At 72.6% G+C, this 24,941-nt stretch carries 25 protein-coding genes and 1 pseudogene; 19 read left to right on the top strand and 7 right to left on the bottom strand.

The features are described 5' to 3' along the window. From SNR22_RS19375 to SNR22_RS19345, 7 genes are all read left to right on the top strand, one after another. Entirely contained in the window at positions 1–366 is a 366-nt protein-coding gene (locus SNR22_RS19375; protein ID WP_320068014.1) for a hypothetical protein, read from the top strand. Positions 367–426: 60 nt separating this feature from the next. After that, a complete protein-coding gene (locus SNR22_RS19370; RefSeq protein ID WP_320068013.1) occupies positions 427–1,251 on the top strand; it encodes a DUF1206 domain-containing protein in 825 nt (274 codons plus the stop codon). A gap of 80 nt (positions 1,252–1,331) precedes the next feature. Then, the gene (locus tag SNR22_RS19365) at positions 1,332–2,564 is read left to right on the top strand and encodes a mechanosensitive ion channel family protein (RefSeq protein ID WP_320068012.1); all 1,233 of its coding nucleotides are present in this window, start codon (positions 1,332–1,334) and stop codon (positions 2,562–2,564) included. A gap of 257 nt (positions 2,565–2,821) precedes the next feature. Beyond that, complete coding sequence (locus SNR22_RS19360) at positions 2,822–3,256, top strand: phage holin family protein (protein ID WP_320068011.1); 435 nt, start codon at positions 2,822–2,824, stop codon at positions 3,254–3,256. Then, entirely contained in the window at positions 3,253–3,594 is a 342-nt protein-coding gene (locus SNR22_RS19355; RefSeq protein WP_320068010.1) for a DUF3618 domain-containing protein, read from the top strand. Before SNR22_RS19360 ends, SNR22_RS19355 begins: the two co-directional genes overlap by 4 nt. Next, positions 3,591–3,863 carry a DUF4235 domain-containing protein gene (locus SNR22_RS19350; protein WP_320068009.1) on the top strand — a complete coding sequence of 91 codons (273 nt, stop codon included), beginning with the start codon at positions 3,591–3,593 and terminating at the stop codon, positions 3,861–3,863. The genes SNR22_RS19355 and SNR22_RS19350 overlap by 4 nt, the downstream gene beginning before the upstream one ends. Positions 3,864–4,176: 313 nt before the next feature. Further along, positions 4,177–4,380, top strand: a complete 204-nt coding sequence (locus SNR22_RS19345; RefSeq protein ID WP_088962828.1) for a cold-shock protein — start codon at positions 4,177–4,179, stop codon at positions 4,378–4,380. A gap of 232 nt (positions 4,381–4,612) precedes the next feature. Here SNR22_RS19345 and SNR22_RS19340 read toward each other — a convergent pair whose 3' ends face one another. Both SNR22_RS19340 and SNR22_RS19335 read right to left on the bottom strand, forming a co-directional pair. Next, complete coding sequence (locus SNR22_RS19340; protein WP_320068008.1) at positions 4,613–4,807, bottom strand: hypothetical protein; 195 nt, start codon at positions 4,805–4,807, stop codon at positions 4,613–4,615. Positions 4,808–4,898: 91 nt separating this feature from the next. Beyond that, on the bottom strand, positions 4,899–5,882 hold the full coding sequence (locus SNR22_RS19335; protein WP_320068007.1) for an aldo/keto reductase: 984 nt from the start codon (positions 5,880–5,882) through the stop codon (positions 4,899–4,901). Between the two features lie 83 nt (positions 5,883–5,965). On the opposite strand from SNR22_RS19335, the gene SNR22_RS19330 reads away from it, so the two are divergent. Next, positions 5,966–6,748 carry a trans-aconitate 2-methyltransferase gene (locus SNR22_RS19330; RefSeq protein WP_320068072.1) on the top strand — a complete coding sequence of 261 codons (783 nt, stop codon included), beginning with the start codon at positions 5,966–5,968 and terminating at the stop codon, positions 6,746–6,748. A gap of 8 nt (positions 6,749–6,756) precedes the next feature. Continuing rightward, positions 6,757–7,782 (top strand): adenosine deaminase, encoded by a 1,026-nt coding sequence (locus tag SNR22_RS19325; protein ID WP_320068006.1) that lies wholly within the window; start codon positions 6,757–6,759, stop codon positions 7,780–7,782. A gap of 345 nt (positions 7,783–8,127) precedes the next feature. Here SNR22_RS19325 and SNR22_RS19320 read toward each other — a convergent pair whose 3' ends face one another. After that, positions 8,128–9,531, bottom strand: coding sequence for a HAMP domain-containing sensor histidine kinase (locus tag SNR22_RS19320; protein WP_320068005.1), 1,404 nt, complete (start codon positions 9,529–9,531; stop codon positions 8,128–8,130). A gap of 29 nt (positions 9,532–9,560) precedes the next feature. Then, the gene (locus SNR22_RS19315) at positions 9,561–10,250 is read right to left on the bottom strand and encodes a response regulator transcription factor (protein WP_320068004.1); all 690 of its coding nucleotides are present in this window, start codon (positions 10,248–10,250) and stop codon (positions 9,561–9,563) included. A 73-nt stretch (positions 10,251–10,323) separates the two neighbouring features. On the opposite strand from SNR22_RS19315, the pseudogene SNR22_RS19310 reads away from it, so the two are divergent. After that, a pseudogene (locus tag SNR22_RS19310) lies at positions 10,324–10,867 on the top strand (ADP-ribosylglycohydrolase family protein). A 109-nt stretch (positions 10,868–10,976) separates the two neighbouring features. After that, on the top strand, positions 10,977–12,986 hold the full coding sequence (gene thrS / locus SNR22_RS19305) for a threonine--tRNA ligase (RefSeq protein ID WP_320068003.1): 2,010 nt from the start codon (positions 10,977–10,979) through the stop codon (positions 12,984–12,986). A gap of 69 nt (positions 12,987–13,055) precedes the next feature. Here thrS and SNR22_RS19300 read toward each other — a convergent pair whose 3' ends face one another. Continuing rightward, positions 13,056–13,793, bottom strand: a complete 738-nt coding sequence (locus SNR22_RS19300) for a D-Ala-D-Ala carboxypeptidase family metallohydrolase (RefSeq protein ID WP_320068002.1) — start codon at positions 13,791–13,793, stop codon at positions 13,056–13,058. A gap of 225 nt (positions 13,794–14,018) precedes the next feature. Between SNR22_RS19300 and SNR22_RS19295 the strand changes: the two genes are divergently transcribed. Continuing rightward, on the top strand, positions 14,019–14,531 hold the full coding sequence (locus tag SNR22_RS19295) for an HIT domain-containing protein (protein ID WP_320068071.1): 513 nt from the start codon (positions 14,019–14,021) through the stop codon (positions 14,529–14,531). Between the two features lie 73 nt (positions 14,532–14,604). Next, entirely contained in the window at positions 14,605–15,663 is a 1,059-nt protein-coding gene (locus SNR22_RS19290; RefSeq protein WP_320068001.1) for an aldo/keto reductase, read from the top strand. Positions 15,664–15,941: 278 nt separating this feature from the next. Here the strand turns inward: SNR22_RS19290 and SNR22_RS19285 are convergent, their stop codons facing one another. After that, a complete protein-coding gene (locus SNR22_RS19285) occupies positions 15,942–18,104 on the bottom strand; it encodes an elongation factor G-like protein EF-G2 (RefSeq protein WP_320068000.1) in 2,163 nt (720 codons plus the stop codon). A 255-nt stretch (positions 18,105–18,359) separates the two neighbouring features. Here SNR22_RS19285 and pgsA point away from each other — a divergent pair, with 255 nt between their 5' ends. From pgsA to pdxT, 6 genes are all read left to right on the top strand, one after another. Beyond that, positions 18,360–18,992: a phosphatidylinositol phosphate synthase gene (gene pgsA, locus SNR22_RS19280; RefSeq protein WP_320067999.1), complete on the top strand. Its 633-nt coding sequence runs from the start codon at positions 18,360–18,362 to the stop codon at positions 18,990–18,992. Further along, positions 18,989–19,939 (top strand): phosphatidylinositol mannoside acyltransferase, encoded by a 951-nt coding sequence (locus SNR22_RS19275; protein ID WP_320067998.1) that lies wholly within the window; start codon positions 18,989–18,991, stop codon positions 19,937–19,939. Before pgsA ends, SNR22_RS19275 begins: the two co-directional genes overlap by 4 nt. 17 nt (positions 19,940–19,956) lie before the next feature. Next, positions 19,957–21,117 carry a glycosyltransferase family 4 protein gene (locus SNR22_RS19270; protein ID WP_320067997.1) on the top strand — a complete coding sequence of 387 codons (1,161 nt, stop codon included), beginning with the start codon at positions 19,957–19,959 and terminating at the stop codon, positions 21,115–21,117. 111 nt (positions 21,118–21,228) lie between these two features. Beyond that, positions 21,229–21,729, top strand: a complete 501-nt coding sequence (locus SNR22_RS19265; protein WP_320067996.1) for a hypothetical protein — start codon at positions 21,229–21,231, stop codon at positions 21,727–21,729. Between the two features lie 131 nt (positions 21,730–21,860). After that, positions 21,861–22,778: a pyridoxal 5'-phosphate synthase lyase subunit PdxS gene (pdxS, locus tag SNR22_RS19260; RefSeq protein ID WP_320067995.1), complete on the top strand. Its 918-nt coding sequence runs from the start codon at positions 21,861–21,863 to the stop codon at positions 22,776–22,778. 79 nt (positions 22,779–22,857) lie between these two features. Then, complete coding sequence (gene pdxT, locus SNR22_RS19255) at positions 22,858–23,463, top strand: pyridoxal 5'-phosphate synthase glutaminase subunit PdxT (protein ID WP_320067994.1); 606 nt, start codon at positions 22,858–22,860, stop codon at positions 23,461–23,463. Between the two features lie 107 nt (positions 23,464–23,570). Here the strand turns inward: pdxT and SNR22_RS19250 are convergent, their stop codons facing one another. After that, complete coding sequence (locus tag SNR22_RS19250) at positions 23,571–24,935, bottom strand: type IV secretory system conjugative DNA transfer family protein (RefSeq protein ID WP_320067993.1); 1,365 nt, start codon at positions 24,933–24,935, stop codon at positions 23,571–23,573. Positions 24,936–24,941 lie beyond the last annotated feature (6 nt).

Here is a 24,941-nt window from a genome sequence, read left to right as displayed (position 1 = left end):
GTGACGAACCGACCCGGTATCCCCCCGTCCACCCCCATCCGCCGGGCCGCCGGCCTGCTCGCCGGCCTCGCGCTGGGTGCCGCCCTGCTCGCCGGTTGCAGCTCCGAGGGCGCCTCCACCGACTGTGGCCTGGACGCCTGCACGGTCACCTTCGACCGCGGCGTCGAGGCCAGCGCCACCATCCTCGGCGTCGAGGCCAAACTCATCGGTGCCCAGGGCGACCAGGTAACCGTCGAGGTCGCCGGCGAGCAGCTCTCACTGACCGTGGGCCAGCAGGCCACCGAGGTCGCCGGCTTCGCGGTCACCCTGGACGGCGTCACCGACCAGGAGGTCAAAATCCGCGTATCGCGTAATCCCAGCAACTAGCGCCGCCCGCGAGGCGGTGGCCGACGTTTGGGAATCTCCGTAATCGGAGATTGTGGCGCCATGTCACTAACCCGGAACGCCGAAGCCACCACCTCGCAGGCCGCGAACAGCCGGTGGCTCGAACTACTCGCCCGGGCCGGCTTCATCGGCTACGGCGTGGTGCACCTGCTGATCGCCTGGCTCGCCCTGCAGATCGCCTTCGGCGGTTCGGGCGGTAAGAGCGGCGACCAGTCCGGCGCGCTGAGCACCCTGGCCGAGAAGCCGATGGGCAAGTTCCTCTGCGTCGCCATCGCCGTCGGCATGCTCGCCATGGCGATCTGGCAGGCGCTGGAGGCGGCCGTCGGCCATCAGGCCGAGCGCGGCAAGGAGCAGATCTTCGAGCGCGTCACCTCCGCCGCCCGCACCCTGGTCTACCTCTACTTCGCGTGGACGGCCTGGAAGGTCTTCTCCGGCGCCGGCTCCAGCAACGCCGACCAGTCGGAGGCGCTGACCGGCAAGCTGATGACCTCCACCGGTGGCCGCTGGCTGGTCGGGCTGGCCGGGCTGGTGCTCGCCGCCGTCGGCATCGGCCTGGTGATCTACGGGTGGAAGAAGAAGTTCGAGAAGCGCCTGAAGACCGGGGAGATGAACGCACACACCCGGACCCTGGCCCGCCGCCTCGGCATGGCCGGCTACATCGCCAAGGGCGTCGCGTACGGCATCGCCGGCCTGCTGGTCGTGCTGGCCGCGGTCAACTACGACCCGGAGAAGGCCCGCGGCCTCGACGCCGCGCTGCGCACCCTGCGCGACCAGTCCTACGGTCCGGTGCTGCTCGTCCTGGTCGCCCTTGGGATCGCCTGCTACGGCGTCTACTGCTTCCTCCAGTCCCGGTACCGCAAGGTCTGAACTGGCCGGATCGGCAAGCAGCGGGCACCATTGGGCCTTTGCCCGGAATAGGGCTGTCCGCTGGAGGGGGAGAAACACCCGTGCAGAGCTTTCTCACGACGGTCGTCGCCGTGCTCGCCGCGGCGGCGATCGCCGTTTTTCTGGCCGGGGTGGTCCACCGGGCCACCAGGAGGTTCGGCCGGCGCTCCCTGCTGATGAGCGAGCTGGGTGACCACACGCACCGGCCGTTCCAGGTCGCCGCGACCGTTCTCGCCGTACAGTTCGCGGTCCGCTTCTCCACCGGCTACGCCGTCGGCGACTGGTGGCGGCAGGTCGTGCTGCACACGCTGGTGCTCGGCATCATCGCCACCGTGGCCTGGCTGGTCGCCTCGCTGCTGGTGGTGGTCGAGGACGTGGCCCTGGCCCGGTTCCGGGTCGACGTGCCGAACAACCGCAACGCCCGGCGGGTACGCACGCAGGTGGTGATGCTGCGCCGGCTGACCATCGCGGTGATCGTGATCCTGACGCTCGGCGTGATGCTGATGACCTTCCCGAGCGTCCGGGGGATCGGGGCGGGCGTGCTGACCTCGGCCGGGGTGGTCGGCGTGGTGGCCGCGCTGGCCGCGCAGAGCCTGCTCGGCAACGTCTTCGCCGGCCTCCAACTCGCCTTCAGCGACGCGGTGCGTCTCGACGACGTGGTGGTCATCGAGGGGGAGTGGGGCCGGATCGAGGAGCTGACCCTCAGCTACGTGGTGGTGCAGATCTGGGACGATCGGCGGCTGATCCTGCCCACCTCGTACTTCACCAGCAAGCCCTTCCAGAACTGGACCCGCACGGAGGCCGCGGTGCTCGGCACCGCCGAGTTCGACGTCGACTGGTCGATCACGGTGCAGGCGATGCGGGAGGAGCTGCGCCGGCTGGCGGAGAGCAGCGACCTGTGGGACGGGCGGGTCTGCGTACTCCAGGTGACCGACGCCACCGGCGGCATGCTCAAGGTCCGGGCCCTGGTCAGCGCGGCGGACGCCGGCAGCCTGTGGGACCTGCGCTGCCTGGTGCGCGAGCACCTGGCCGCCTGGGTCCGCGACCACCGCCCGACGGCGCTGCCCCGGATGCGCACCGAGGTCGGTGACGCCTCCGGTGCCCTGCCCTGGCAGTCGGTGCGGCCCCGCCCGGCGCGGCAACGCGCCGACGCGGACCTCCCCGACGACGCCCGGGTCTTCGGCGGCAGCGACGACGGTGCGGCCCGCAGCGAGGCTTTCGTCGGCCCGGACGAACCGGCCCCCCACGCCGAGGCGCCGGTGCCCATCTCGCACCCTGCCGGTTCTTCCCGCTGACCCTCCGTTCACCGCACCCGGTGGGGCGGTGTCGCGTCGCGCCCCCGGGGCCGGATCCCGAGTTTGCGGTGGTGACCGTGGGCGGGTGGGACGCGTTCCCGCGCCGCACCGGCCGCGTTTGGTGGCCGACCGGGGGTTTGACCCCGCGTTCCCGGGGGACTGCTGCGCGGCACGATCGGTGCGACTGGCCGCTCCGGACAGGATTGGCCGGCGGCGACTCCGGGCATACAGCGCGGTGATGATGAAAGGAGGACAGCATGGCTGACGTCGCGAATCACCGCACGTCTCGGACCGGGAGCGAGCCGTCCACCGCCGAACTGGTGCAGCGGGCCACGGAGCAGGTTTCCCGACTCGTCCGGGACGAGTTGGCGCTTGCTCGGGCTGAGCTGACCCAGAAGGGCAAGCACGCCGGCATCGGGATCGGCCTGTTCGGCGCCGGCGGGGGCCTGGCGTTCTACGGGCTCGGCGCGCTGATCACCGCCGTGATCCTGCTGCTGGCACTGGTTATGCCCGCATGGCTGGGGGCCCTGATCGTTGCGGTGGCGCTCTTCCTGGTGGCCGGGATCCTCGCCCTGGTCGGCAAGAAGCAGGTCAGCCAGGCGGTCCCGCCGGTTCCGGCGGCGGCGGTACGCAGCCTCCGGGCGGACGTGGACACCGTCACCGCCGCGGTGAAGGACAGGGGGCGGGCATGACGGGCAACGGGACCGGCGACACCGAGGCGCTCCGCGAGGAGATCCGGCGGACCCGGGTGGAGTTGGGCGAGACGATGGAGGCGCTGGCCGCCAAGGCCGACGTCAAGGCCCGGTTGAGGTCCTCCGCGGAGCAGGCGAAGGACCGGATGCGGGAGCAGACCGCGCAGACGGTGGCCCGGGTGCGGGGGCAGGTGGCGCAGAGCGTCGGGGCGTCCGGCAGCCGGACGAGCCTGGTCGGGTCCGACCTTCGGGGTGGCCCGGTGCCGTGGGTGGCCGTCGCGGCCGGTGCGGTGGCCACCGTGATCGTGTTGTTGATCGTTCAGGGGAGACGCAGGTGAGCAGGAGAATCGGCAAGACGGCGTACAAGCCGGTCGGGGTGCTGCTCGGCCTGGCGGCCGGCACGGTCGCGGGCGCGATCTTCCGGCAGGCCTGGAAGGCGACCGCCGGCGACGGCGACGCCCCGAGCGCCACCGACGAGGACCGCGGCTGGGGCGAGGTCCTGGCCGCCGCCGCCCTCCAGGGCGCGATCTTCGCGGTGGTCCGGGCTGCGGTGGACCGCGGCGGGGCGGTCGGGTTACGCCGGCTGACCGGTCACTGGCCCGACTGACGGGTCGGCATCGAGCACGGGCCCCTCTCCGCCTCGCGTGAGGAGGGGCCCGTCTGCGCGCCCCGGTCGGTCTCCTCGCCCGGCGGATCCGGCTCATCCGGCCGGGATTCTGACGCTCTTCGGGGCCCCTTTCGGAGAATCTCTTCGGGTACGCTGTGCGAAGTTTTCGTTACGTGGTTCGCTGTTCCGCGCTGTGAAAGACAGTGTGGTGTGAGAAGTCTCCTGCACAGGGGGCCGCCTCAGGCGCCGCTGCTCGAAAACGGCCAAACGGCCGCACGGCGTGCTCGGCCGCCAGTTTTAGAAGGAGATTCACATGGCGCAGGGAACCGTGAAGTGGTTCAACGCAGACAAGGGCTTCGGCTTCATCACCGTCGACGGCGGGGGTGCTGACGTCTTCGTCCACTTCTCGGCCATCCAGTCCAGCGGCTACCGCTCGCTGGAGGAGAACCAGCGGGTGGAGTTCGAGATCGCCCAGGGCCAGAAGGGTCCGCAGGCTGAGCAGGTCCGCCCGATCTGAGCAGCCCCGGTCGGCGGGCCCGTCCAGGGGCGGCCGACCCGGATCACCGTGAAGCCTCGCTTCCCTTCCGGGAGGCGGGGCTTTCCGTTGCCCGCGTCTGCTCGTGCCCGCGTCTACTCGTGCCCGCAGGTTGCTCGGGCCCGCGTCTGCTCGTGCCCGCAGGTTGCTCGGGCCCGCGTCTGCTCGTGCCCGCAGGTTGCTCGGGCCCGCTGCCGGCCAGCCGCCGGAGCGGTCAGGTCCGACGGCGGCCGCGCAGGCCGCGCCAGAGCGTCCCGAGTCCGATCAGGACCAGGAGCGGGCCGAGTAGCGCCCAGGCCCGCTGGTCGGTCATGACGCTGCCGCCGACGTAGCCGAGGCCCTGCACCGTCCAGACCGCGCCCATGACCACCGCGAGCAGGCCGAGGGTGAGCGGGAGCCACCCCTTCATCGCGTTCCTCCTCCGTCGGCTAGCCGGACCCGTCGGCCCGGTCCAGCATGCGCCTCGTCGCCGGGGTGCGCGAGCACCGCCGCGGGGCGGGTCACCACCGGTCGTGCACCTGGGGCCGGACCAACTCGTCGTAGGTGTCCCGGACGGCCGTCAGCTCCGCGGGGGTCAGCGGCGGCAGGCCGGCGGCGGCTGCGTTGCGGCGGGCCTGGTCGGCGTCGCGGGCGCCGGGGATGGCCACGGTCACGCCCGGCTGGTCGATCACCCAGCGGAGCGCGAACTGGGCCACGGTGCGTCCCGCCCCGGCGAGCGGGGCGAGCCGGCGCACGGCGGCCAGACCGGTGCCGAAGTCGACCCCGGAGAAGGTCTCCCCGACGTCGAACGACTCCCCGTGTCGGTTGAAGGCGCGATGGTCGTCGGCGGCGAAGGTGGTGTGCTCGTCGTACCGGCCGGAGAGCAGGCCGCTGGCCAGCGGCACCCGCGCGACGACGCCGACCCCGGCGGCCGAGGCGGCCGGCAGCACCCGTTCGAGGGGCTTGAGCCGCAGCGCGTTCAGGATGATCTGGACGCTGGCCACGCCCGGTCGGGCGATCGCGGTGAGCGCCTGGTCGCACGTCTCCACGCTGACCCCGTAGCCGGCGATCCGCCCGGCGGCGACGAGGGCGTCCAGGGCGTCGAAGACCCGGTCGTCGCCGAAGACCGCCGTGGGCGGGCAGTGCAGCTGCACCAGGTCCAGGGTGTCCACGCCGAGGTTGGCCCGGGACCGGTCGATCCAGGCCCGGAAGTTCTCCGCCGTGTACGCCTCCGGCCGCTGCTCGACCCGGCGGCCCATCTTGGTCGCCACGGTCAGCCCCGCGTCGGGCCGGGCCGCCAGGAACCGGCCGATGAGCCGCTCGCTGCGCCCGTCGCCGTACACGTCGGCGGTGTCGAGGAAGGTGACGCCGGAGTCCACCGCGGCGGCGAGGACGGCCATCGCGTCGTCCTCGTCAACCTGGCCCCAGTCCGCGCCGAGCTGCCAGGTGCCGAGCCCGACCACGCCGACGTGGCGCCCGAGCCGGGGGAAGGTGCGCTGCTCCATCCCCCGAGCCTAGTGATCGGCTTGCCCGGTCCCGCAGCGGGCCGTACGGTGAAACAAGACGGACGTACGGTTTGGGAGTGACGATGTGGGATCCGACCGCATACCTGCGCTACACCGACGAGCGGTCCCGGCCGTTCCACGACCTGCTCGCCCGGGTCCCCGCCGAACGGCCCCGCACCGTGGTCGACCTGGGCTGCGGGCCCGGCACGCTGACCGCCCGGCTGGCCGACCGCTGGCCGGCCGCCCGGATCGTCGGCCTCGACTCGTCGGCGCAGATGATCGACCGGGCCGCCGCCCTGGGCGCGCCGGTCGACTTCGCGGTCGGCGACGTGCGCGACTGGCGCCCCGGCCCGGACGTCGACGTGGTGGTCAGCAACGCGACGCTCCAGTGGGTGCCCGGGCACCGGGAACTGCTGACCCGCTGGGCCGCCGAGCTGCCCCTCGGAGCATGCCTCGCCGTCGCAGTGCCGGGGAACTTCGACGCCCCCTCGCACCGGGCGTTGCGCGAGGTGGCCGGCGCGGGGCCGTGGGCCGCCGAGCTGACCCCGCTGCTGCGCGAGGCCCCGGTCGACGACGCGGTCGGCTACGCCGCGCTGCTGACCGGGTCCAGCTGCGGGGTCGACGCCTGGGAGACTACCTACGTGCATCTGCTGCCGGCCCCCACCGACGCCGACCACCCGGTGCTGACGTGGATGGAGGGCACCGCGCTGCGCCCGGTCCGCGCGGCGCTGGACGGCCCCCGGTGGGCCGACTTCCGCGCCGCCCTGCGGGAACGCCTCGCGGCGGCTTACCCGGTCCGGCAGGGGCAGGTGTCCTTTCCGTTCCGAAGGGTCTTCGTCGTCGCCCGCATCAACGCCCACGTCTAGGAGAGCTCGTGACCGACCTGTCCACGTTCATCGCCGGACTGCCCAAGGTGGAGCTGCACGTGCACCACGTCGGCTCCGCGTCACCGCGCATCGTGGCGGAGTTGGCCGCCCGGCACACCGGGCGCAGCCCGGTCCCGGCGGACCCGGACGCCCTCGCCGACTACTTCGCCTTCCGCGACTTCGCCCACTTCATCGAGGTATACCTCAGCGTGGTGGACCTGATCCGGGATCCCGAGGACGTCTGGATCCTCACCCACGAGGTCGCCCGCGAACTGGCCCGCCAGCAGGTCCGGTACGCCGAGCTGACCGTCACCCCGTACTCGCACGTGCGCCGGGGCATCCCCGCCCCGGCGTTCTGCGAGGCGATCGAGGACGCCCGCAAACGGGCCGAGGCCGACTTCGGCATCGCGCTGCGCTGGTGCTTCGACATCCCTGGCGAGGCGGGGCTGCCGGCGGCCGAGGAGACCCTGCGGATCTGCCTGGAGGAGCGCCCCGACGGGCTGATCAGCTTCGGCCTGGGCGGCCCCGAGATCGGGGTGCCCCGTCCCCAGTTCAAGCCGTACTTCGACCAGGCCCGGGCGGTCGGGCTGCGCTCGGTGCCGCACGCCGGGGAGACCACCGGTGCGCAGACCGTCTGGGACGCGCTGCACGACCTCGGCGCGGAGCGGATCGGCCACGGCGTCTCTGCCGCCGAGGACCCGGCACTGCTCGCCCACCTCGCCCAGCGGCGGATCGCCCTGGAGGTCTGCCCGACCTCCAACGTGCGCACCCGGGCGGTGGCCTCCCTCGACGAGCACCCGCTGCCCCGGTTCGTCGAGGCGGGCGTGCTGGTGACGATCAACTCCGACGACCCGCCGATGTTCGGCACCACCCTGAACGAGGAGTACGCCGTCGCTGCCGGCCTGCTCGGCGTCGGCTGCGAGGGGGTGGCCGCGCTGGCCACCGACGCGGTGACCGTCTCGTTCCTGGAGCCGTGGGAGAAGGCCCGGCTCACCGCCGAGATCGATGCCTACCTGGCCGCGGCGGCCCGCTGACCCGTACCGTTGCCGGGAGCGCCGGCCGCCACGGGGATGGGCGCCGGCCGCCACGGGGATGGGCGCCGGCCGCCACGGGGATGGGCGCCGGCCGCCACGGGGATGGGCGGGGGCCGAGTCGTCGGGGTGGTGCGCGCGGCGGGAGCTGGGTGTGGGGGACCGGACTCCCGCCGCGCGCATGAACTCCACCGGCCTCGAAGAATCCGGGGGGCACGGCCGGTGGAACTGGTGGGTACGTCCGAAATCCTCTCAGCTCACGCCCGCTGTACCGGCGTTGTTAAGCCGAATCTAAGGAAGACTTGCGTCTGTCCACAGCCGCAGGCGGCCCATCTCGTCGCCGAGGAGTCAGCGCTCCGCCGGAGGCTGCCGGAGCCAGCGCCGACCGCCGCTCTTCTGTTCCCGGGCCTCCCGGGTCATCCGGCCGACCAGGCCGAACCGGCTGACCTGCCGTGGCGTCGCCTCCGGGTCGGCCAGCAGCATCACCACGCTGGCCCCGCCGAGCCGGGCCCGGTCGATGCTCACCGACCCGTTGGCCTGCAACGCCACCCGCTTGAGGATGTCCAGGCCCAGGCCGGTGGAGCCCTGGTCGCTGGAGCCTCGACGCAGCGCCCGGTCGGGATCGGTGATGCCCGGCCCGGCATCGTCGATCCGAATCGCCACATACCCGTCGCGCCGGGAGACCGCGACCTCGAACGCCGTGCCCTGCGGGGTGTAGCGGAACACGTTGCCGATCACCGCGTCGAGGGCGGCGGCCAGCTCGGCCCGGGGCACCGGCGCCGGGATGCGCAGCTGCGCCCCACTGACGCGGTGCGGCCGGTTCTGGTCACCGGCGAGGGCCGCCCAGAACACCATCCGGTCCCGGACCACCTCGCTGACGTCGCACATCGCCGGCCCGGTCTCGTGGACGACCGCCTTGCGGGTGGTCTTGATCAGCACGTCGATCTCGCCCTCAAGGGTGACGATGGCCTGCCGGATCCGTCGGATCGTGCGCCGCCGGTCCAGCTCCGCCTCCGTGAACGACCCGACGCTGGTGTCGTCGGAGTCCAGCCCCTCCGCGTCCAGCCGCAGCACGGTCAGCGGGGTGCGCAGCCGGTGCGACAGGTCTGCCACCAACTCCCGCTCGTCGGTGCTCGCGGTCGCCATCCGGTCGGCCATCCGGTTGAACGCGTACCCGGCCTCGGCAAGCTCACGCGGGCCGCTCGGCTCGACGCGCACCGCGAGGTCGCCGTCGCCCACGGCGAGGGCGGCCTTCACCAGCCCCCGGGCCGAGTCGACCGTGCGGGCCGCCACCCGGTCCACCACCAACACGGTGGCCCCGACCATGGCCACCGCTACCGCCCCCAGCAGCAGCCACCGGCCGCCGGAGCCCTCGTCGAGCGCCGAGTCGGGGACGAACACCTCGACCACGGCCACCGTGTCGCCGAGCACTACGGGGTCGAGCCGGAGCACACCGCCGGACACGTCGACGACCAGCGACCGCCGGTCCGCGACGGCCCTGGCCACCGCCGCCGCGTCGGCCCGGCCGGCCTGAGCGGCGTCGCCCAGGCCGTGCACCACCGGCCGGGTCGCCGGATCCTCGCCGCTGGCCTGCACCGCGCGCCGCACCACGGCCGGCTCGGTGCTGACCGCGAGCGCCCCGGTGACCAGCGCGCTGCGTCGGGCGGCGTCGGCGAGGGCCTCCTCGCGGGTCTGTTCGCCCAGGCTGATGCCGAGGGGTACCAGGAACGCGAGCGCGACGAGGGCTCCCATGCCGGCCGTGACCCGGGCCAGCGCGCCCCTCAGTCCGGGGCCACCAACCGGAATCCGACCCCCCGCACGGTGCGCAGGTAACGCGGCTTCGCCGCGGACTCGCCCATTTTGCGGCGCAGCCAGTACAGGTGAACGTCGATGGTCTGGTCCTCGCCGACCGATGGCTGCCGCCATACCTCCTCCAAGAGTTCCCGGCGGGACACTACCCGCCCAGGGCGGGCGGCGAGATACGCCAGCAGGTCGAATTCCTTGCGGGTCAGCGCGAGCGGCACCCCGTCGAGCAGGGCGCTGCGCTCGCCGACGTCGACCCGCAGGCCGCCGACGGTGTACACGGCCGGCTGTGTGCTCCGACTGGCCCGCCCGGCCCGGCGCAGCACGGTGGTGATCCGGGCATCCAGGTGCGCCCCGGTGAACGGCTTGACCATGTAGTCGTCCGCGCCCGCCCGCAGCAGCCGAACCACCGACTGCTCGTCGTCGCGGGCCGTGGCGATGATGATCGGCACGTCGGTGATGCCGCGCAGCATCCGTAGCGCGTCCGAGCCGTCCAGGTCAGGCAGGCCGAGGTCGAGCACCACCAGGTCGGGGGTCTGCGCGGCCACCCTGCGCAGTGCGTCCAGCGCCGTGCCGACGGCATGCACGGCGTGCCCCCGGTCGGTGAGGGACCGCAGCATCGCGCCGCGTACGACGTGGTCGTCTTCGACCAAGAGGACGGTGGCCACGTCAGAACCGTACTCGGAGTGGCAAGCCGACGGCGGTGCGGCGCACCTGGGAACCGGGCAAGCTGGTACGACCATGTCCTTTACGATCTTTCCGGACACCCGCCTGGCGCTCGCCCGGGACAGCCTCGCCGGGCTCTCCGTCGGTGACGCCCTCGGGTCGCAGTTCTTCGTTCCGGGGCGGCGGCCCGCCGACCTCGCCGCCGGCCGGCTCCCCCCGCCGCCTGGCAGTGGACCGACGACACCGAGATTGCCTCCTCCGTGCTGGCCGAGGTGGCCGGGGCCGCCGCCTCGACGCGGGAGGCGAGGTGCACCAGGGGGTACGCCGGGCCGCCGGCCTGCTCGGCCGCCCCGTGGCGGTCGCCGCCGACGCGCTCGGCAACGGTTCCCGGGTGACGGCACAGGACACCGTCCCCTTCACGCTCTGGGTCGCCGCCACCTTCCTCGACGACTACCCTGCGGCGATCCGGGCCTACGTCGAGGTCGGCGGGGACGTGGACACCGCACCGGCGATCGCCGGTGCGGTGGTGGCCGCCCATGCCGGCGTGGGTACGCCGGGCGGGGTGCCCGCCGACTGGCTCGCCGCCCGCGAGTCGCTGCCGCAGTGGGTGGGCTGTTAATAAGGCGCCCTTGCGCTACCGAATGCGATAAGAAGGTGTCCTTCCTTGCCCGCTAGCATCAGCGGGGCGGCCAGCAGGCCGCAGTCGTCGTTCAGTTGGAGGAGTCACCGTGTCCGCACCCCGTACCCCCGTCGTGGCCGACCCCGTCGTCGTCGCCGCCGGGACGACGGCGGCCGACGCGGTGGCCGCGGCCGGGCTGCCGTCCAACGGCCCCAAGGCGATCGTCGTGGTCCGCGACCCACGCGGGCAGCTCCGTGACCTGGACTGGGCCCCGGCCGAGGACACCAGCGTCGAGCCGGTCGCCCTCGACTCGCCGGACGGGCTGAACGTGCTGCGCCACTCGACCGCGCACGTGCTCGCCCAGGCGGTGCAGGACATCTTCCCCGAGGCGAAGCTCGGCATCGGCCCGCCGATCGAGAACGGCTTCTACTACGACTTCGCCGTCACCAAGCCGTTCCAGCCCGACGACCTGGCCAAGATCGAGAAGCGGATGCAGGAGATCGTCAAGTCCGGTCAGCGGTTCCGGCGGCGGCGCTTCGAGGGCCTGGACGAGGCGAAGGTCGAGCTGGCCGCCGAGCCGTTCAAGCTGGAGCTGATCGACGTCAAGGGCGAGGGGCTGGATACCGCCGAGGTGATGGAGGTGGGCGGCGGCGAGCTGACCATCTACGACAACCTCGCCGCGAAGGAGGACAAGGTCTGCTGGTCGGACCTGTGCCGGGGCCCGCACCTGCCGAACACCCGGCTGATCGGGGCGTTCAAGCTGATGCGCTCGGCCGCGGCCTATTGGCGGGGCAGCGAGAAGAACCCACAGCTCCAGCGGGTGTACGGCACGGCGTGGCCGACCCGCGACGAGCTGAAGGCGTACCTGAAGGTGCTCGAGGAGGCCGCCCGGCGCGACCACCGCAAGCTCGGCACGGACCTGGACCTGTTCAGCTTCCCCGACGAGCTGGGTTCGGGCCTGGCGGTCTTCCACCCCAAGGGCGGCATCATCCGCCGGGAGCTGGAGAACTACTCGCGCATCAAGCACGAGCAGGCCGGCTACGACTTCGTCAACACCCCGCACATCACCAAGGGCAACCTGTACGAGGTCTCCGGCCACCTGGACTGGTACGCCGACGGCATGTTCCCGCCCATGGAGGTGGACGGCGCCAAGTACTACCTCAAGCCGATGAACTGCCCGATGCACGACCTGATCTTCCGGTCCAGGGGGCGGTCCTATCGGGAGCTTCCGCTACGGATGTTCGAGTTCGGGACGGTCTACCGCTACGAGAAGTCCGGCGTGGTGCACGGGCTGACCCGGGTGCGCGGCATGACCCAGGACGACGCCCACATCTTCTGCACCGAGGAGCAGATGGCGGGCGAGCTGAAGTCGCTGCTCGCCTTCGTGCTGGAGCTGCTGCGCGACTACGGCCTGGACGACTTCTACCTGGAGCTGTCCACCCGCAACCCGGAGAAGTCGGTCGGCACCGACGAGAACTGGGAGCGGGCCACCGAGGCCCTGCGCTCGGCCGCCGAGGAGTCGGGGCTGGACCTGGTGCCCGACCCGGGCGGCGCGGCCTTCTACGGCCCGAAGATTTCGGTGCAGGCCAGGGACGCGATCGGCCGGACCTGGCAGATGTCCACCATCCAGGTCGACTTCAACCTGCCGGAGCGCTTCGGGCTGGAGTACCAGGCCGCCGACGGCACCCGGCAACGGCCGGTGATGATCCACCGGGCACTCTTCGGCTCGATCGAGCGGTTCTTCGGGGTGCTTACCGAGCACTACGCGGGGGCGTTCCCGGCCTGGCTGGCCCCGGTGCAGGTGGTGGGCATCCCGATCCGTGAGGAGCACACCGACTACCTGCACGGGTTCGTCGCGGCGCTGCGCGCCGAGGGCATCCGGGCCCAGGTGGACGTCGGCGACGACCGGATGCAGAAGAAGATCCGCACCGCCCAGCAGCAGAAGATCCCGTTCATGGTGATCGCCGGCGACGACGACGTGGCCGCCGGGACCGTGTCGTTCCGGTACCGGGACGGCTCGCAGCGCAACGGGGTGCCGATCGCCGACGCGGTGGCCCACGTGGTCGACGTGGTCACCTCCCGGTCGAACACCGGGCCGACCGCCCCCGATCCGGCCTGACACGCGAGGTGGGGCTCCTCCCGTCGCCTGGGCGACGGGAGGAGCCCCACCTGTGTCGAGCCGGCCGAATCAGATGCCGCAGCTCGACGCCGACCAGCCGCCGACCGCCGCAACGTGCGTGTGGGTGCTGTGGCCCGGGTAGCCGGGGCCGAGGATGTTCCCGAAGCCGTGGTAGCGGGCCTGCTGGGCCAGCCGGCAGAACGACGGGGAACCGACCAGGTCCACCCCGTCGCCGTACAGGTGCCGGCTGTTGGACGTCCCGCCGACCGCGTTGTTACAGGCGACGCTGCGGAAGCCGCTGCTGATGTTGATGTTCACGTCCCCGAGGGCGTGCCGCATGGCCTGGAGCTTCCACATCGAGACGAGCGCGTTGAACCTCGCGGTACTCGCCGCCACCGCGCCGCCGGCCCAGGTGCTGTTGCACCGGTTCAGCTCGGCGTAGGTGAAGTTGATCGGTGTGCAGTCGTCGTCCTGGAGGGCGTACAGCTTGCTGAAGGTCTGTGCGCCGGCGATGCCGTCGGCGGCCAGGCCGTACGCCTGCTGGAAGCGGATCACCGCCGAGCGGGTCCCCGCGCCGAACACGCCGTCGAGGCCGAGGACCGAGTTGTAGCCGGGGTAGCCGGCGAGCCGGATCTGCAACTGCCGGACGTCCTCGCCGGTCGAGCCCTGGGTGAGTCCCCGGCCCCAGGTGTAGCAGCCGTCGGCGTGCGCGGCTCCGGTGGTCACGGTCAGGCCGACCAGGGTGGTGGCGGCGGCGAGCGCACAGGCGGCGAGCACTCTGCCGATCCGGCGAAATGCGGTCCTCACGGGGGCGACTCCCATCGATGATTATCGTTGTCGTTTGGAATGTAAGTTTCATCGATGAATGCCTTTGCGTCAAGAACCTTCACCCCCTATTCATCCCCCTGGCCATGCCCCGGACTGCGGGTCCCCGGACGCGGGGCGCCAGCCGCCGTGCGGCGTCGGGGTGCCGGCCACCGGGAACGTAGGATCGGTGGCGTGACAGGGGAGGAACGGCACACGGACAGCGGCATGACCGACGGGCTGGAGCGGCTCTGGACCCCGCACCGGATGACCTACGTCTCCGGTGAGGACCGGCCCGAGGGTGGATACGAGAGGCCCACCGGCTGCCCGTTCTGCCGGGGGCCGGGGCTGCCGCCGGAGGAGAGCCTGGTGGTGGCTCGGGGTGAGCACGTGTTCGCGGTGCTCAACCTCTACCCCTACAACCCGGGGCACCTGCTGGTCTGCCCCTACCGGCACGTGGCCGACTACACCGACCTGGACCTGGCCGAGACCACCGAGCTGGCGGCGTTCACCCAGACCGCGATGCGGGTGGTGCGCAAGGTCAGCAACGCGCACGGGTTCAACCTGGGGATGAACCAGGGCGGGGTGGCCGGTGCCGGGATCGCCGCGCACCTGCACCAGCACGTGGTGCCCCGCTGGGGCGGCGACGCCAACTTCATGCCGGTGATCGGGCGGACCAAGGTCCTGCCGCAGTTGCTCACCGACACCCGCGAGCTGTTCACCCGCGCCTGGCCGGGCTGACCCGGCGTAGTCGCCCACGTCCTTTCGGTGAGGCCCCTGCCCTCGACCGGGCTCCGGATGGCACGATCTGGCGATGGCAGTGACGACACGGACGTTGGGCCGCAGCGGCATCGAGGTCAGCGCCCTCGGCATGGGGTGCTGGGCGATCGGCGGCCCCTGGGCCGAAGGCGTCCAGCCGCTGGGTTGGGGCGCGGTCGACGACGACGAGTCCGTCCGCGCGGTCCGCCGCGCGCTCGAACTCGGGGTGACCCTCTTCGACACCGCCGACACCTACGGGACCGGGCACGGCGAGCGGATCCTCGGCCGGGCCCTCGCCGGCCGGCGCGACGAGGCCGTGATCGCCACCAAGTGGGGCTACACGTTCGACGAGGGCAGCCGCCAGGCCACCGGGGAGGACCCCTCGCCGGAGTACCTGCGCCGGGCGGTGACCGACTCGCTGCGCCGGCTGGGCACCGACCGCATCGACCTCTACCAGCTGCACCTCGGTGACCTGTCGGTGCCGAGGGCCGAGGCGCTGCTCGGTGCCGGCGAGGAACTGGTCACCGAGGGCCTGGTCCGGGCGTACGGATGGAGCACCGACCGGGTCGACCGGGCCACCTGGTTCGGGCAGGCCGCCCCGCACGCCACCGCTGTGCAGCACACCCTGTCGGTGCTGCGTGACGCCCCCGAGCTGCTCGCCGCCTGCGAAAAGTACGACCTGGCCAGCGTCAACCGCAGTCCCCTGGGGATGGGGCTGCTCACCGGCAAGTACGGTGCGGGCTCCACGCTGCCCCGCGACGACGTGCGGGGGGCCACGGCGAACTGGCTGGAGTGGTTCCGCAGCGGCCGACCCGCCCCGGAGTGGCTGCGCCGGGTCGGCGCGGCCCGGGCGGCGCTCACCGCCGACGGGCGCACCCTGGCCCAGGGCGCGCTGGGCTGGATCTGGGCCCGCAGCGACCGCACCGTGCCGATCCCGGGCTGCCGCACCGTCGCCCAGGTCGAGGAGAATGCCGCCGCACTGGCGCTCGGCCCGCTGGCCCCCGACCACTTCGCAGAGGTGGAACGCCAACTGGCGGCCCTGCGCTCGGCTGCCCTCCGCTTCGCCGACCGCCCCCACTGGCCCATGCCCCCCACCCCCTCAGCCCGCCCCTAACCCCCACCCCCCACCCCACCCCCACCCCACCCACCCCACCCCACCCCACCCACCCCACCCCACCCCACCCCACCCCCACCCAGCCCCGTCGATCTTGCAGTTGCGGCCCTCGGAACGAGGCTTTCGTGCCATTTGTCGAGGCCGCAAGTGCAAGATCGCGTTGTCCAGGCCGTAAGTGCAAGATCGCGGGGTGCGGGGGTGCGGGGGTGCCGGGGTGCGGGGGTGCGGGGGTGCGGGGGTGCCGGGGTGCCGGGGTGGGGGTGCCGGGGTGGGGGGGGTTAGGGGGTGGGGGGGTGTTCGGTGCGGGTCTGGCCGGTTAGATGGGCGGGCATCGGGTCGTAGCGGGTGAAGTGGCGGCGGAAGGTGCCGGTGCCGGAGGTCAGCGCGCGCAGCTCGACCGCGTACCGCAGCAGTTCGGTGGCCGGGACCTCGGCGCGGACCACGGTCCGGCCGTCGGCGTCCGGGTCGGCCTCGGTGCCGAGCACCCGGCCGCGCCGGCCGGAGAGGTCTCCCAGCACCGCGCCGACGACGTGGTCCGGCACCCGGACGGCCACCTCGTCCACCGGTTCCAGCAGGGTCGGCTGGCCCTTCTCGGCGGCATCGCGCAGCGCCAGCGCCCCGGCGGTCTGGAACGCCGCGTCCGAGGAGTCGACGCTGTGCGCCTTGCCGTCGACGAGGGTCACCCGCAGGTCCACCACCGGGTACCCGGCGAGCAGGCCACGCTCCAGTTGGGCCCGTACGCCCTTCTCCACCGACGGGACGTAGTGGTGCGGCACCGCCCCGCCGACCACCCGGTCGACGAACTCGACGCCGGCCCCCCGGGGCAGCGGCTCCACCTCGATGTCGCAGACGGCGTACTGACCGTGGCCGCCGGACTGCTTGACGTGCCGGCCGTGTCCGGTGGCCGGGGCGGCGAGGGTCTCCCGTAGCGCCACCCGGACCGGCTCGGTGTCCAGCTCGACGCCGCCACCGCGCAGCCGGTCGAGCACCACGTCGGCGTGCGCCTCGCCCATGCACCAGAGGACGAGCTGGTGGGTCTCCGGGTTGCGTTCCAGCCGCAGCGTCGGGTCCCCGGCGACCAGCCGGGCCAGGTTGCGGGCCAGGGCGTCCTCGTCGGCCCGGCTGCGCGCGACGACCGCCACCGGCAGCAGCGGCTCGGGCATCTCCCACGGGGCGACGAGCAGCGGGTCGTCCTTGGTGGAGATCGTGTCGCCGGTCTCGGCGCTGCCGGACTTGGTGATCGCGCAGATGTCGCCGGCCACGCAGGCCGGCACCTCACGCAGGGCCGTGCCCAGCGGGGTGTAGACGTGCCCGATCCGCTCGTCGGCGTCGTGGTCGGGGTGACCCCGATCGGCCATGCCGTGCCCGGCGACGTGCACCGTCTGCTCGGGGCGCAGGGTCCCGGAGAAGACCCGGACCAGGGAGACCCGGCCGAGGTGCCGGTCCACGGTTGTCCGGACCACCTCGGCGACGAGCGGGCCGTCCGGGTCGCAGGTCAGCGGCGGCCGGGGGGAGCCATCCACCCCGTCGATGGCGGGCAGTTCGTGCTCCAGCGGCGACGGGAACGCCGAGACCATCCCGTCGAGCAGCACGTCCAGCCCGAGGCCGGTGGCCGCGCAGACCGGCAGCACCGGGTGGAAGTGCCCCCGGGCGACGGCCTTCTCCAGGTCGGCGACGAGTACGCCGGTGTCGATCTCCTCGCCGGCGAGGTAGCGGTCCATCAGGGTCTCGTCCTCGCTCTCGGCGATGATCCCCTCGATCAGCTCGTTGCGGGACTCGGCGATCGCCGGCAGGTGCTCCGGCTCCGGCTCGCGCACCTGCGCCGGCAGGCCGGCGGTGTAGTCGAGGACCCGGCGGGTGACCAGCCCGAGCAGCCCGGCCACCGACTCGCCGTCGTCGCCGAGCATCGTCAGGTGCAGCGGCAGCACGTTGTCGCCGAAGACCCGCTGGCACAGCGCCACGGCGTTGTCGAAGTCGGCGCGTGGGTGGTCGAGCCGGGTCACGGCGACCGCCCGGGGCATGCCGACCGCGGCGCACTCCTCCCAGAGCGCGGCCGTGGCGGCGTCCATCCCATCGACGGCGGAGACCACGAAGAGCGCGGCGTCGGCGGCCCGCAGGCCGGCGCGCAGCTCGCCGACGAAGTCGGCGTAGCCGGGGGTGTCCAATAGGTTGATCTTTACGCCGTCGTGCACCAGCGGGGCGCAGGCCAGACTCACCGAGCGTTGCTGGCGCACGGCGGCCGGGTCGCGGTCGCAGACCGTGCTGCCGTCGACGACCGTGCCGGCCCGACCGATCGTGCCGGTCGCCGCGAGCAGCGCCTCGACCAGGGTCGTCTTGCCGGCCCCGGAGTGCCCGACGAGCACCACGTTGCGAACCTTCTTGGGATCGGTCACCACCGGCACGCCGCCGGTGGCACCCTTGTCCTGATTCTTTTGCGCCATCGGGCGCACCTCCATCAGCCGGTGGTTGGTGGCGACCGCCGCGCACGACGGGGAAGCGGCCCCGGTACGGGTTCCGCGGCGACATCCTCCGGTGACCTGCCGGGCGGCGGGTACGCAACGGCTCCGAGGGTGAGCTGACTCACTCCCAGGCTCGATCTCACACCCGTTTGCGGGCCACGCACAAGACTTCCCCGGGCGGGTCGGCGACCCGGGGCGTACCGTCACCGGGGGACGGCCGTTATCGTGGGGACCGCCATGGCGAAGATCTTCCAAGTGTCGGTCCGGGCGGGGATGACCCGCATCGTCGAACCGATCGCACGCGGCCTGCTCCGTGCAGGTGTGTCCCCCAACGCTGTCACCGTGACCGGCACCCTCGGGGTGCTCGCCGGTGCGCTCGGCCTCGGCGCCCGCGGCCACCTGGTTGCCGGCGCCATCATCGTGACGTTCTTCGCGCTCACCGACCTGCTCGACGGGACGATGGCCCGGATGAGCGGCGGCTCGACGAGATTCGGGGCGTTCCTCGACTCGAGCATGGACCGGGTGGCCGACAGCGCAGTCTTCGGCGCGGTCGCGTTCTGGCTGGCCACCCAGGGAGACCACGCCGGGGTCGCCGCCGCGCTGCTCTGCCTGGCCGCCGGCGGCCTGGTCTCCTACGTCAAGGCCCGCGCCGAGGGGCTCGGGATGACCTGCAACGTGGGCATCGCTGAGCGCACCGAGCGGCTGCTCATCGTCGGTGTGGGCGGAATCCTCACCGGTGTCGGCGTCCCGTACGCCCTGCAGATCGCGCTCTGGCTGCTGGCCGCCCTCTCGATCTTCACCGTGGGCCAGCGGATGGCACACGTCTACCGGCAGGCCCGCGCGGACACCCCGGGCGGGCGGCAGGGGTGAACCTCACCGAGCTCGGCTACGTCGCCGGCTGGCGACTGGTCCGCGCGCTACCCCGGCCCGTCGTCGCTGCGGCGTTCCGGGCGGGCGCCGACCGCGCCCACCGCTCCGGCGGCGGGGGTACGGCCCGGCTGCGCGCCAACCTGCGCCGGGTGGTCGGCCCGGAGTTGCCCGAGGCCGAGCTGAACGACCTGCTCCGGCGCGGGCTGCGCTCGTATGCCCGGTACTGGATGGAGGCGTTCCGGCTGCCCGCGCTGAGCCGGGAGCAGATCCTCGCCGGGTTCCGGCTCGCCCCCGAGGGGGTCGACCTGCTCGCCGCGGACGTCGCCGCCGGCCGGGGCGCGGTGGTGGCGCTGCCGCACGCCGGCAACTGGGACGCCGCCGGCGCCTGGGTGGCCGCCACCGGCTGGCCGATCACCACGGTCGCCGAACGACTCAAGCCCGAGGGCGTCTACCAGCGATTCCTCGCCTTTCGACGGGGCCTGGGCATGGAGATACTGCCCACCCAGGGCGGCGAGCGGCCCGCGTTCGACGTGCTGGTGGACCGGCTGGGGGCCGGTACGGTGGTGCCGCTGCTGGCCGACCGGGACCTCTCCGCCCGGGGGATCGAGGTCGACTTCTTCGGCGCGCGGACCCGGATGCCGGCCGGCCCGGCGCTGTTGGCGATCCGCACCGGAGCCCCGCTCTACGTCGCCTCGTTATGGTACGAAACGGACGCGGCGTGCGCCTCGCTCGAGGGCCCGCTGCCCGTGCCCGGGCAGGAGCGCGGGTCGCTCGAGCAGCGGGTCCGGGAGCTGACCCAGCGAATTGCCGACCGTCTGGCGGCGGGCATCGCCCGACATCCGGAAGACTGGCACATGTTGCAGCGGATGTGGCTGGACCAGCGGGGCAGCGGCGACGATGGGCCGCGACCCGTCTCCACGCCGCCGGCCGCCACCGGGACGGTCTGAGGCGGAAGGGCGCTGGAATGCGGATCGGCATCGTGTGCCCGTACTCCTTCGACGTGCCCGGCGGGGTGCAGAACCACGTCATAGACCTGGCTGAGGCGCTGATCGGGCTCGGGTACGAGGTGAGCGTCCTCGCGCCGGCCGACGAGGACTCTCCGCTCCCGCCGTACGTGGTGTCGGCGGGCCGGGCCGTGCCGCTGCCGTACAACGGGTCGGTGGCCCGGATCGCGTTCGGCCCGGTCTCCACCACCCGGGTGCGGCGGTGGATCGCCCGGGGCGACTTCGACGTGCTGCACGTGCACGAACCGCTGACGCTGAGCCTGTCGATGCTCGCGGTGCTCTCGGCCCGGGGGCCGGTGGTGGCGACCTTCCACACCGCGATGACCCGGTCCCGGGTGCTCTCCGCGGCGCAGGGCCTGTTGCAGATCGTGCTGGAGCGGATCACCGCCCGGATCGCGGTGAGTGCCCTGGCCCGTAAGGTGCAGGTGGAGCACATGGACGGGGGCGCGGTGGAGATCCCCAACGGGGTCGCCGTCGTCAAGTTCAGCCACGCCACGCCACTGCCCGGCTGGCCGGGGGAGTGCGCCGCCGGTGCCGGCGGCACGCTGGGTTTCCTCGGCCGGTTCACCGAGGCTCGCAAGGGCTTCCCGATCCTGCGCGACGCCTTCGTCGAGCTGGCCCGATCCCGCCCCGGGCTGCGGCTGCTGGTGGCCGGGCCGGGCGACCCGGACGACCTGTTCGGGCGGTTCCCCGCCGAGCTGCGCGACCGGGTCACCTTCCTCGGTCTGGTCCCCGAGGAGGACAAGGCGCGGATGCTGCGCAGCGTCCACCTCTACGTGGCCCCGAACACCGGGGGGGAGTCGTTCGGGATGATCCTGACCGAGGCGCTGGCCGCCGGCACCACGGTCGTGGCCAGCGACCTGGACGCGTTCCGCCGGGTGCTCGACGGGGGCCGGGCCGGGCAGCTCTTCCCCACCGGGGACGCGGCGGCGCTGCAAACGACCCTGGTCGAGCTGCTCGACGACCCGGCGCGGCGGGCCGCGCTGACCGCCTGCGGCGACCAGGTGGTGATGTCCTTCGACTGGCCGGTGGTCGCCCGGCGGGTCGTGGAGGTGTACGCGGCGGCGATCGAGGCGACCGACGGGCGGGTCATCGACCAGGAGTGGGCGGAGCTGGGCTGACCGCCGTGGCCGGTGATATCCGGTGGTGCCGGTGTAGGCCGGTGGTGCCGGTGTGACGCGGGTGTCGGGGCGGGTCACGCCCCGGCCGGAGGCGAACGGAGCAGCACTACGATGCCGGGCATGTGGTGGTGGGTGGGCGCGAGTCTGGTCGTCGGGCTGATCTCGGCGTACCTGATCTGGACCGCCGGCCGGGTCGATCGGTTGCGCCTGCGCGCGGAGGCCGCGGCCCGGGCCCTCGAGGCGCACCTGCTGCGCCGGGCCGCCGCCGCCGCGGTGCTGGCGGAGCGGCGCTACGGCGTCGAGCTGTACGCGGCGGCGCGGATCGCCCTCGACGCGGAGCCGGAGGAGCGGGAGGCCGCGGAGAACGACCTCACCCGGCAGCTGCGGGCGGTACGGCTGGACCCGGCCGACCCGGAATGCGAGACGGTGATCGCCGCGAGCCGGCGGCTCGCCCTGGCCCGCCAGGTGCACACTGACCTGGTCCGTGACGCCCGTGCGGCGCGCGGCCGACCGGTGGTGCGGTTGTTGCGGATGGGTCGACGGCACCCCTGGCCGCGCTACTTCGACATCGACGACCCGACCGTCGCGCTCCCCGCCGATGTGCCCGCCTGACTCTCCGTGGCGAGGTGATGCCGGCCACAGAGCAGGCCACCCGGGGTCTGATTGGCTGTCGGAGCGGCGTTGATCCCGTCGTAACATTCAGCCTGAGTCACCCCCCAGAGCACGCCGAGGAGCGATAACCCGTGCCCGACACCACTTCCCCGAACGCCGGCGCCACCACCGTCGTCGGCACCGCCCGCGTGAAGCGCGGCATGGCCGAGATGCTCAAGGGTGGCGTGATCATGGACGTGGTCACCGCCGAGCAGGCCAAGATCGCAGAGGACGCCGGAGCCGTCGCGGTGATGGCCCTGGAGCGGGTGCCCGCCGACATCCGCGCCCAGGGCGGGGTGTCCCGGATGAGTGACCCCGACATGATCGACAGCATCATCAACGCCGTCTCGATTCCGGTGATGGCCAAGGCCCGTATCGGCCACTTCGTCGAGGCCCAGATCCTCCAGGCGCTCGGCGTGGACTATGTCGACGAGTCCGAGGTGCTGACCCCGGCGGACTACGCCAACCACATCGACAAGTGGGCGTTCACCGTCCCCTTCGTCTGCGGGGCGACCAACCTGGGCGAGGCGCTGCGCCGGATCACCGAGGGCGCGGCCATGATCCGTTCCAAGGGCGAGGCCGGCACCGGTGACGTCTCCAACGCCACCACCCACATGCGCAAGATCCGCCAGGAGATCCGCCGGCTCCAGACGCTGCCGACCGACGAGCTGTTCGTCGCGGCCAAGGAGCTTCAGGCCCCGTACGATCTGGTCAAGGAGATCGCCGAGACCGGCAAGCTCCCGGTGGTGCTCTTCACCGCCGGCGGCATCGCGACCCCGGCCGACGCTGCCATGATGATGCAGCTCGGCGCGGAGGGCGTCTTCGTCGGTTCCGGCATCTTCAAGTCCGGCAACCCGGCCGAGCGGGCCGTCGCGATCGTCAAGGCCACCACCTTCCACGACGACCCGGACGTGCTGGCCAAGGTCTCCCGCGGCCTCGGCGAGGCGATGGTCGGCATCAACGTCGACGAGATCCCGCAGCCGCACCGGCTGGCCGAGCGCGGCTGGTAACGGTAGGGAAGGGCACCTTCTTAACGCCTCCGGTAGAGGAGGGGCCCCTTCTTAACAGCACCCGAGTAGAGGAGCGACCGTGACGGCCCCCGTGATCGGCGTGCTCGCGCTCCAGGGCGATGTCCGTGAGCACGTCGCGGCCCTGACCGGCGCGGGCGCCGACGCCCGCCCGGTCCGGCGACCCGAGGAGTTGGACGCGGTCGACGGCCTGGTGATCCCCGGGGGCGAGTCCACCACCATCAGCAAGCTCGCCGACATCTTCGAGATGCGTGAGCCGATCGACAAGCGGATCGCCGTCGGGATGCCGGTCTACGGCTCCTGCGCCGGCATGATCATGCTGGCCACCGAGGTGCTGGACGGCCGCCCCGACCAGCACGGCTTCGCCGGCATCGAGATGACGGTCCGGCGCAACGCGTTCGGCCGGCAGGTCGACTCCTTCGAGGCGCCGGTGACGATCGCCGGGGTCGAGGGCGGGCCGTTCCACGCGGTGTTCATCCGGGCGCCGTGGGTCGAGCGGGTCGGCGCGAGCGTCGACGTTCTCGGTGAGGTGACCGAGGGGCCGTCGGCCGGGCGGGTCGTCGCGGTCCGGCAGGGTAACCTGCTGGCCACCTCGTTCCACCCGGAGCTGACCGGCGACCTGCGCCTGCACCGCTACTTCGTGGACCTGGTCCGCGCCACGGCGTGACCGGCGAGCGGCACCCGGTTCGGGGATGCTGCACGCCGGGCGCTGCACGCCGGGCGCTGCACGCCGGGCGCCGCACGCCGGCGGGTCGGCCCGGTGGCGCCGGGCGGTCAGTGGTGCCGGGGGTTGGGGCGGGCCCAGCCCCGCAGCACCGGGTCGGTGAGGTGGTTGAACCGGGTCATCCGCGTCGGCCACTCGCTCTTGAAGGCGACCACCTGCTCCTGCGGCGAGAGTTGCAGCAACTCGCCGACGTTGCAGCCGAGCCGGTTGGACAGGTCACGAGCGGCGCCGAAGTTGGCCGGGCCGAACACCTGCAACACCCCCGAGTTGTTGATCATCGTCTCGCCCGCCACCTCGTAGAGGCTGGTGAGCTGGGCCAGGTCCTGCCAGAAGGTCCAGGTCCGCAGCCCGTACCCGCGCAGCAGGGTGATCGCGTCCTGCAGCAGCGAGAACCGGCCCAGCTGGGCCGCCTCGTCGATGAGGAAGAGCAACCGGGACTGGTTCACCGACCGGCTGTTCATCACGTAGTAGAGCAGGCAGCCGACCCAGGCGCGGAGTAGCCGCTGGTGGGTCCGCAGCTTGTGCGGGGGAATCACCACGTAGATCGAGATCCGCCGGGCCGGGTCCACCAGGTCGGTGAGGCGGAAGCTCGTCGTGGTGGTGGCATCCACCGTGCGTTGGGAGCTGAACGGTGCCAACTGTTGGGCCGCGGTGGCCAGGATGCCGGAGAAGGTCTTGTCGGCCTCCATGCTCACCAGCATCTCGAACTCCTGCCGGGTGCCGGGCGGCATTTTCTTTCCCCGAGTGTCCAGCGCCACGCTCAGCCGGTAGCGCAGGTCGCTGTCGAAGAGTTGGGCGCGCAGCTCGTGCAGGGAGTTCTGGCGGTCCGGCTGGCCGGTCATCAGGTCAGCGGTCAGCCCGCCGATCAGCAACTGGGCCATCTCGTCCCAGAACGGGTCGGTGAGCGAGCGCTGGCCACCCATGAGGATGTCGGAGAGCACCCGGCCGAAGTCCTCCGCCTCCTCGGCGGTGGCCTTGTCCTCGCGGCGCAACGCGTCGAACACGTCGAACGGGTTGAGCGAGCCCCGCGCGTCCCGGCCGCTGTGGCTGGCCCCGAACGGATCCAGCAGGACGATCTCGTTGCCGAGGACGGTCCTCCGGTGTTCGTGCGTGACGTCGTAGTTCTCGCCCTTGGGGTCGAACACCACGACCGATCCCTCGTACGTCAGCAGGTTGGGGATGATCACGTCTCGGCCCTTGCCGGCACCGGTGGGCGCGACGGTCATCAGGTGGCTGTCGTCGTCGGAGGCGACCACCGTGCCCAGCGCGTCGTCCTCGACGACGTGCTGTTCACCGACGCCCTGCCGGATGCGCGCGCCGGTGACGCTCGGCCGCCGCTGGGCGAAGCGGCTCCTAGCCGCCGGCTTAGGGTCGAGGCGGCGGACCGCGGCACGCCCGAGGATCAGCTTCGACACCAGCAG

The sequence above is a fragment of the Micromonospora sp. RTGN7 genome (assembly GCF_033804645.1).
In the GTDB taxonomy this organism is placed as follows: domain Bacteria; phylum Actinomycetota; class Actinomycetes; order Mycobacteriales; family Micromonosporaceae; genus Micromonospora.
This window is presented reverse-complemented; position numbering and strand designations above follow the sequence as displayed.

Excerpts from the sequence above, each read along its gene's own strand:
- SNR22_RS19345 (WP_088962828.1), top strand. The coding sequence starts at position 4,177 with ATGGCGCAGGGAACCGTGAAGTGGTTCAACGCAGACAAGGGCTTCGGC.
- SNR22_RS19355 (WP_320068010.1), top strand. The coding sequence starts at position 3,253 with ATGACGGGCAACGGGACCGGCGACACCGAGGCGCTCCGCGAGGAGATC.
- SNR22_RS19320 (WP_320068005.1), bottom strand. The coding sequence starts at position 9,531 with ATGGGAGCCCTCGTCGCGCTCGCGTTCCTGGTACCCCTCGGCATCAGC.
- pgsA (WP_320067999.1), top strand. The coding sequence starts at position 18,360 with ATGGCGAAGATCTTCCAAGTGTCGGTCCGGGCGGGGATGACCCGCATC.
- SNR22_RS19335 (WP_320068007.1), bottom strand. The coding sequence starts at position 5,882 with ATGGAGCAGCGCACCTTCCCCCGGCTCGGGCGCCACGTCGGCGTGGTC.
- SNR22_RS19285 (WP_320068000.1), bottom strand. The coding sequence starts at position 18,104 with ATGGCGCAAAAGAATCAGGACAAGGGTGCCACCGGCGGCGTGCCGGTG.
- SNR22_RS19330 (WP_320068072.1), top strand. The coding sequence starts at position 5,966 with ATGTGGGATCCGACCGCATACCTGCGCTACACCGACGAGCGGTCCCGG.
- SNR22_RS19360 (WP_320068011.1), top strand. The coding sequence starts at position 2,822 with ATGGCTGACGTCGCGAATCACCGCACGTCTCGGACCGGGAGCGAGCCG.
- SNR22_RS19270 (WP_320067997.1), top strand. The coding sequence starts at position 19,957 with ATGCGGATCGGCATCGTGTGCCCGTACTCCTTCGACGTGCCCGGCGGG.
- SNR22_RS19370 (WP_320068013.1), top strand. The coding sequence starts at position 427 with ATGTCACTAACCCGGAACGCCGAAGCCACCACCTCGCAGGCCGCGAAC.
- SNR22_RS19290 (WP_320068001.1), top strand. The coding sequence starts at position 14,605 with ATGGCAGTGACGACACGGACGTTGGGCCGCAGCGGCATCGAGGTCAGC.
- SNR22_RS19340 (WP_320068008.1), bottom strand. The coding sequence starts at position 4,807 with ATGAAGGGGTGGCTCCCGCTCACCCTCGGCCTGCTCGCGGTGGTCATG.
- SNR22_RS19295 (WP_320068071.1), top strand. The coding sequence starts at position 14,019 with ATGACCGACGGGCTGGAGCGGCTCTGGACCCCGCACCGGATGACCTAC.
- SNR22_RS19265 (WP_320067996.1), top strand. The coding sequence starts at position 21,229 with ATGCCGGGCATGTGGTGGTGGGTGGGCGCGAGTCTGGTCGTCGGGCTG.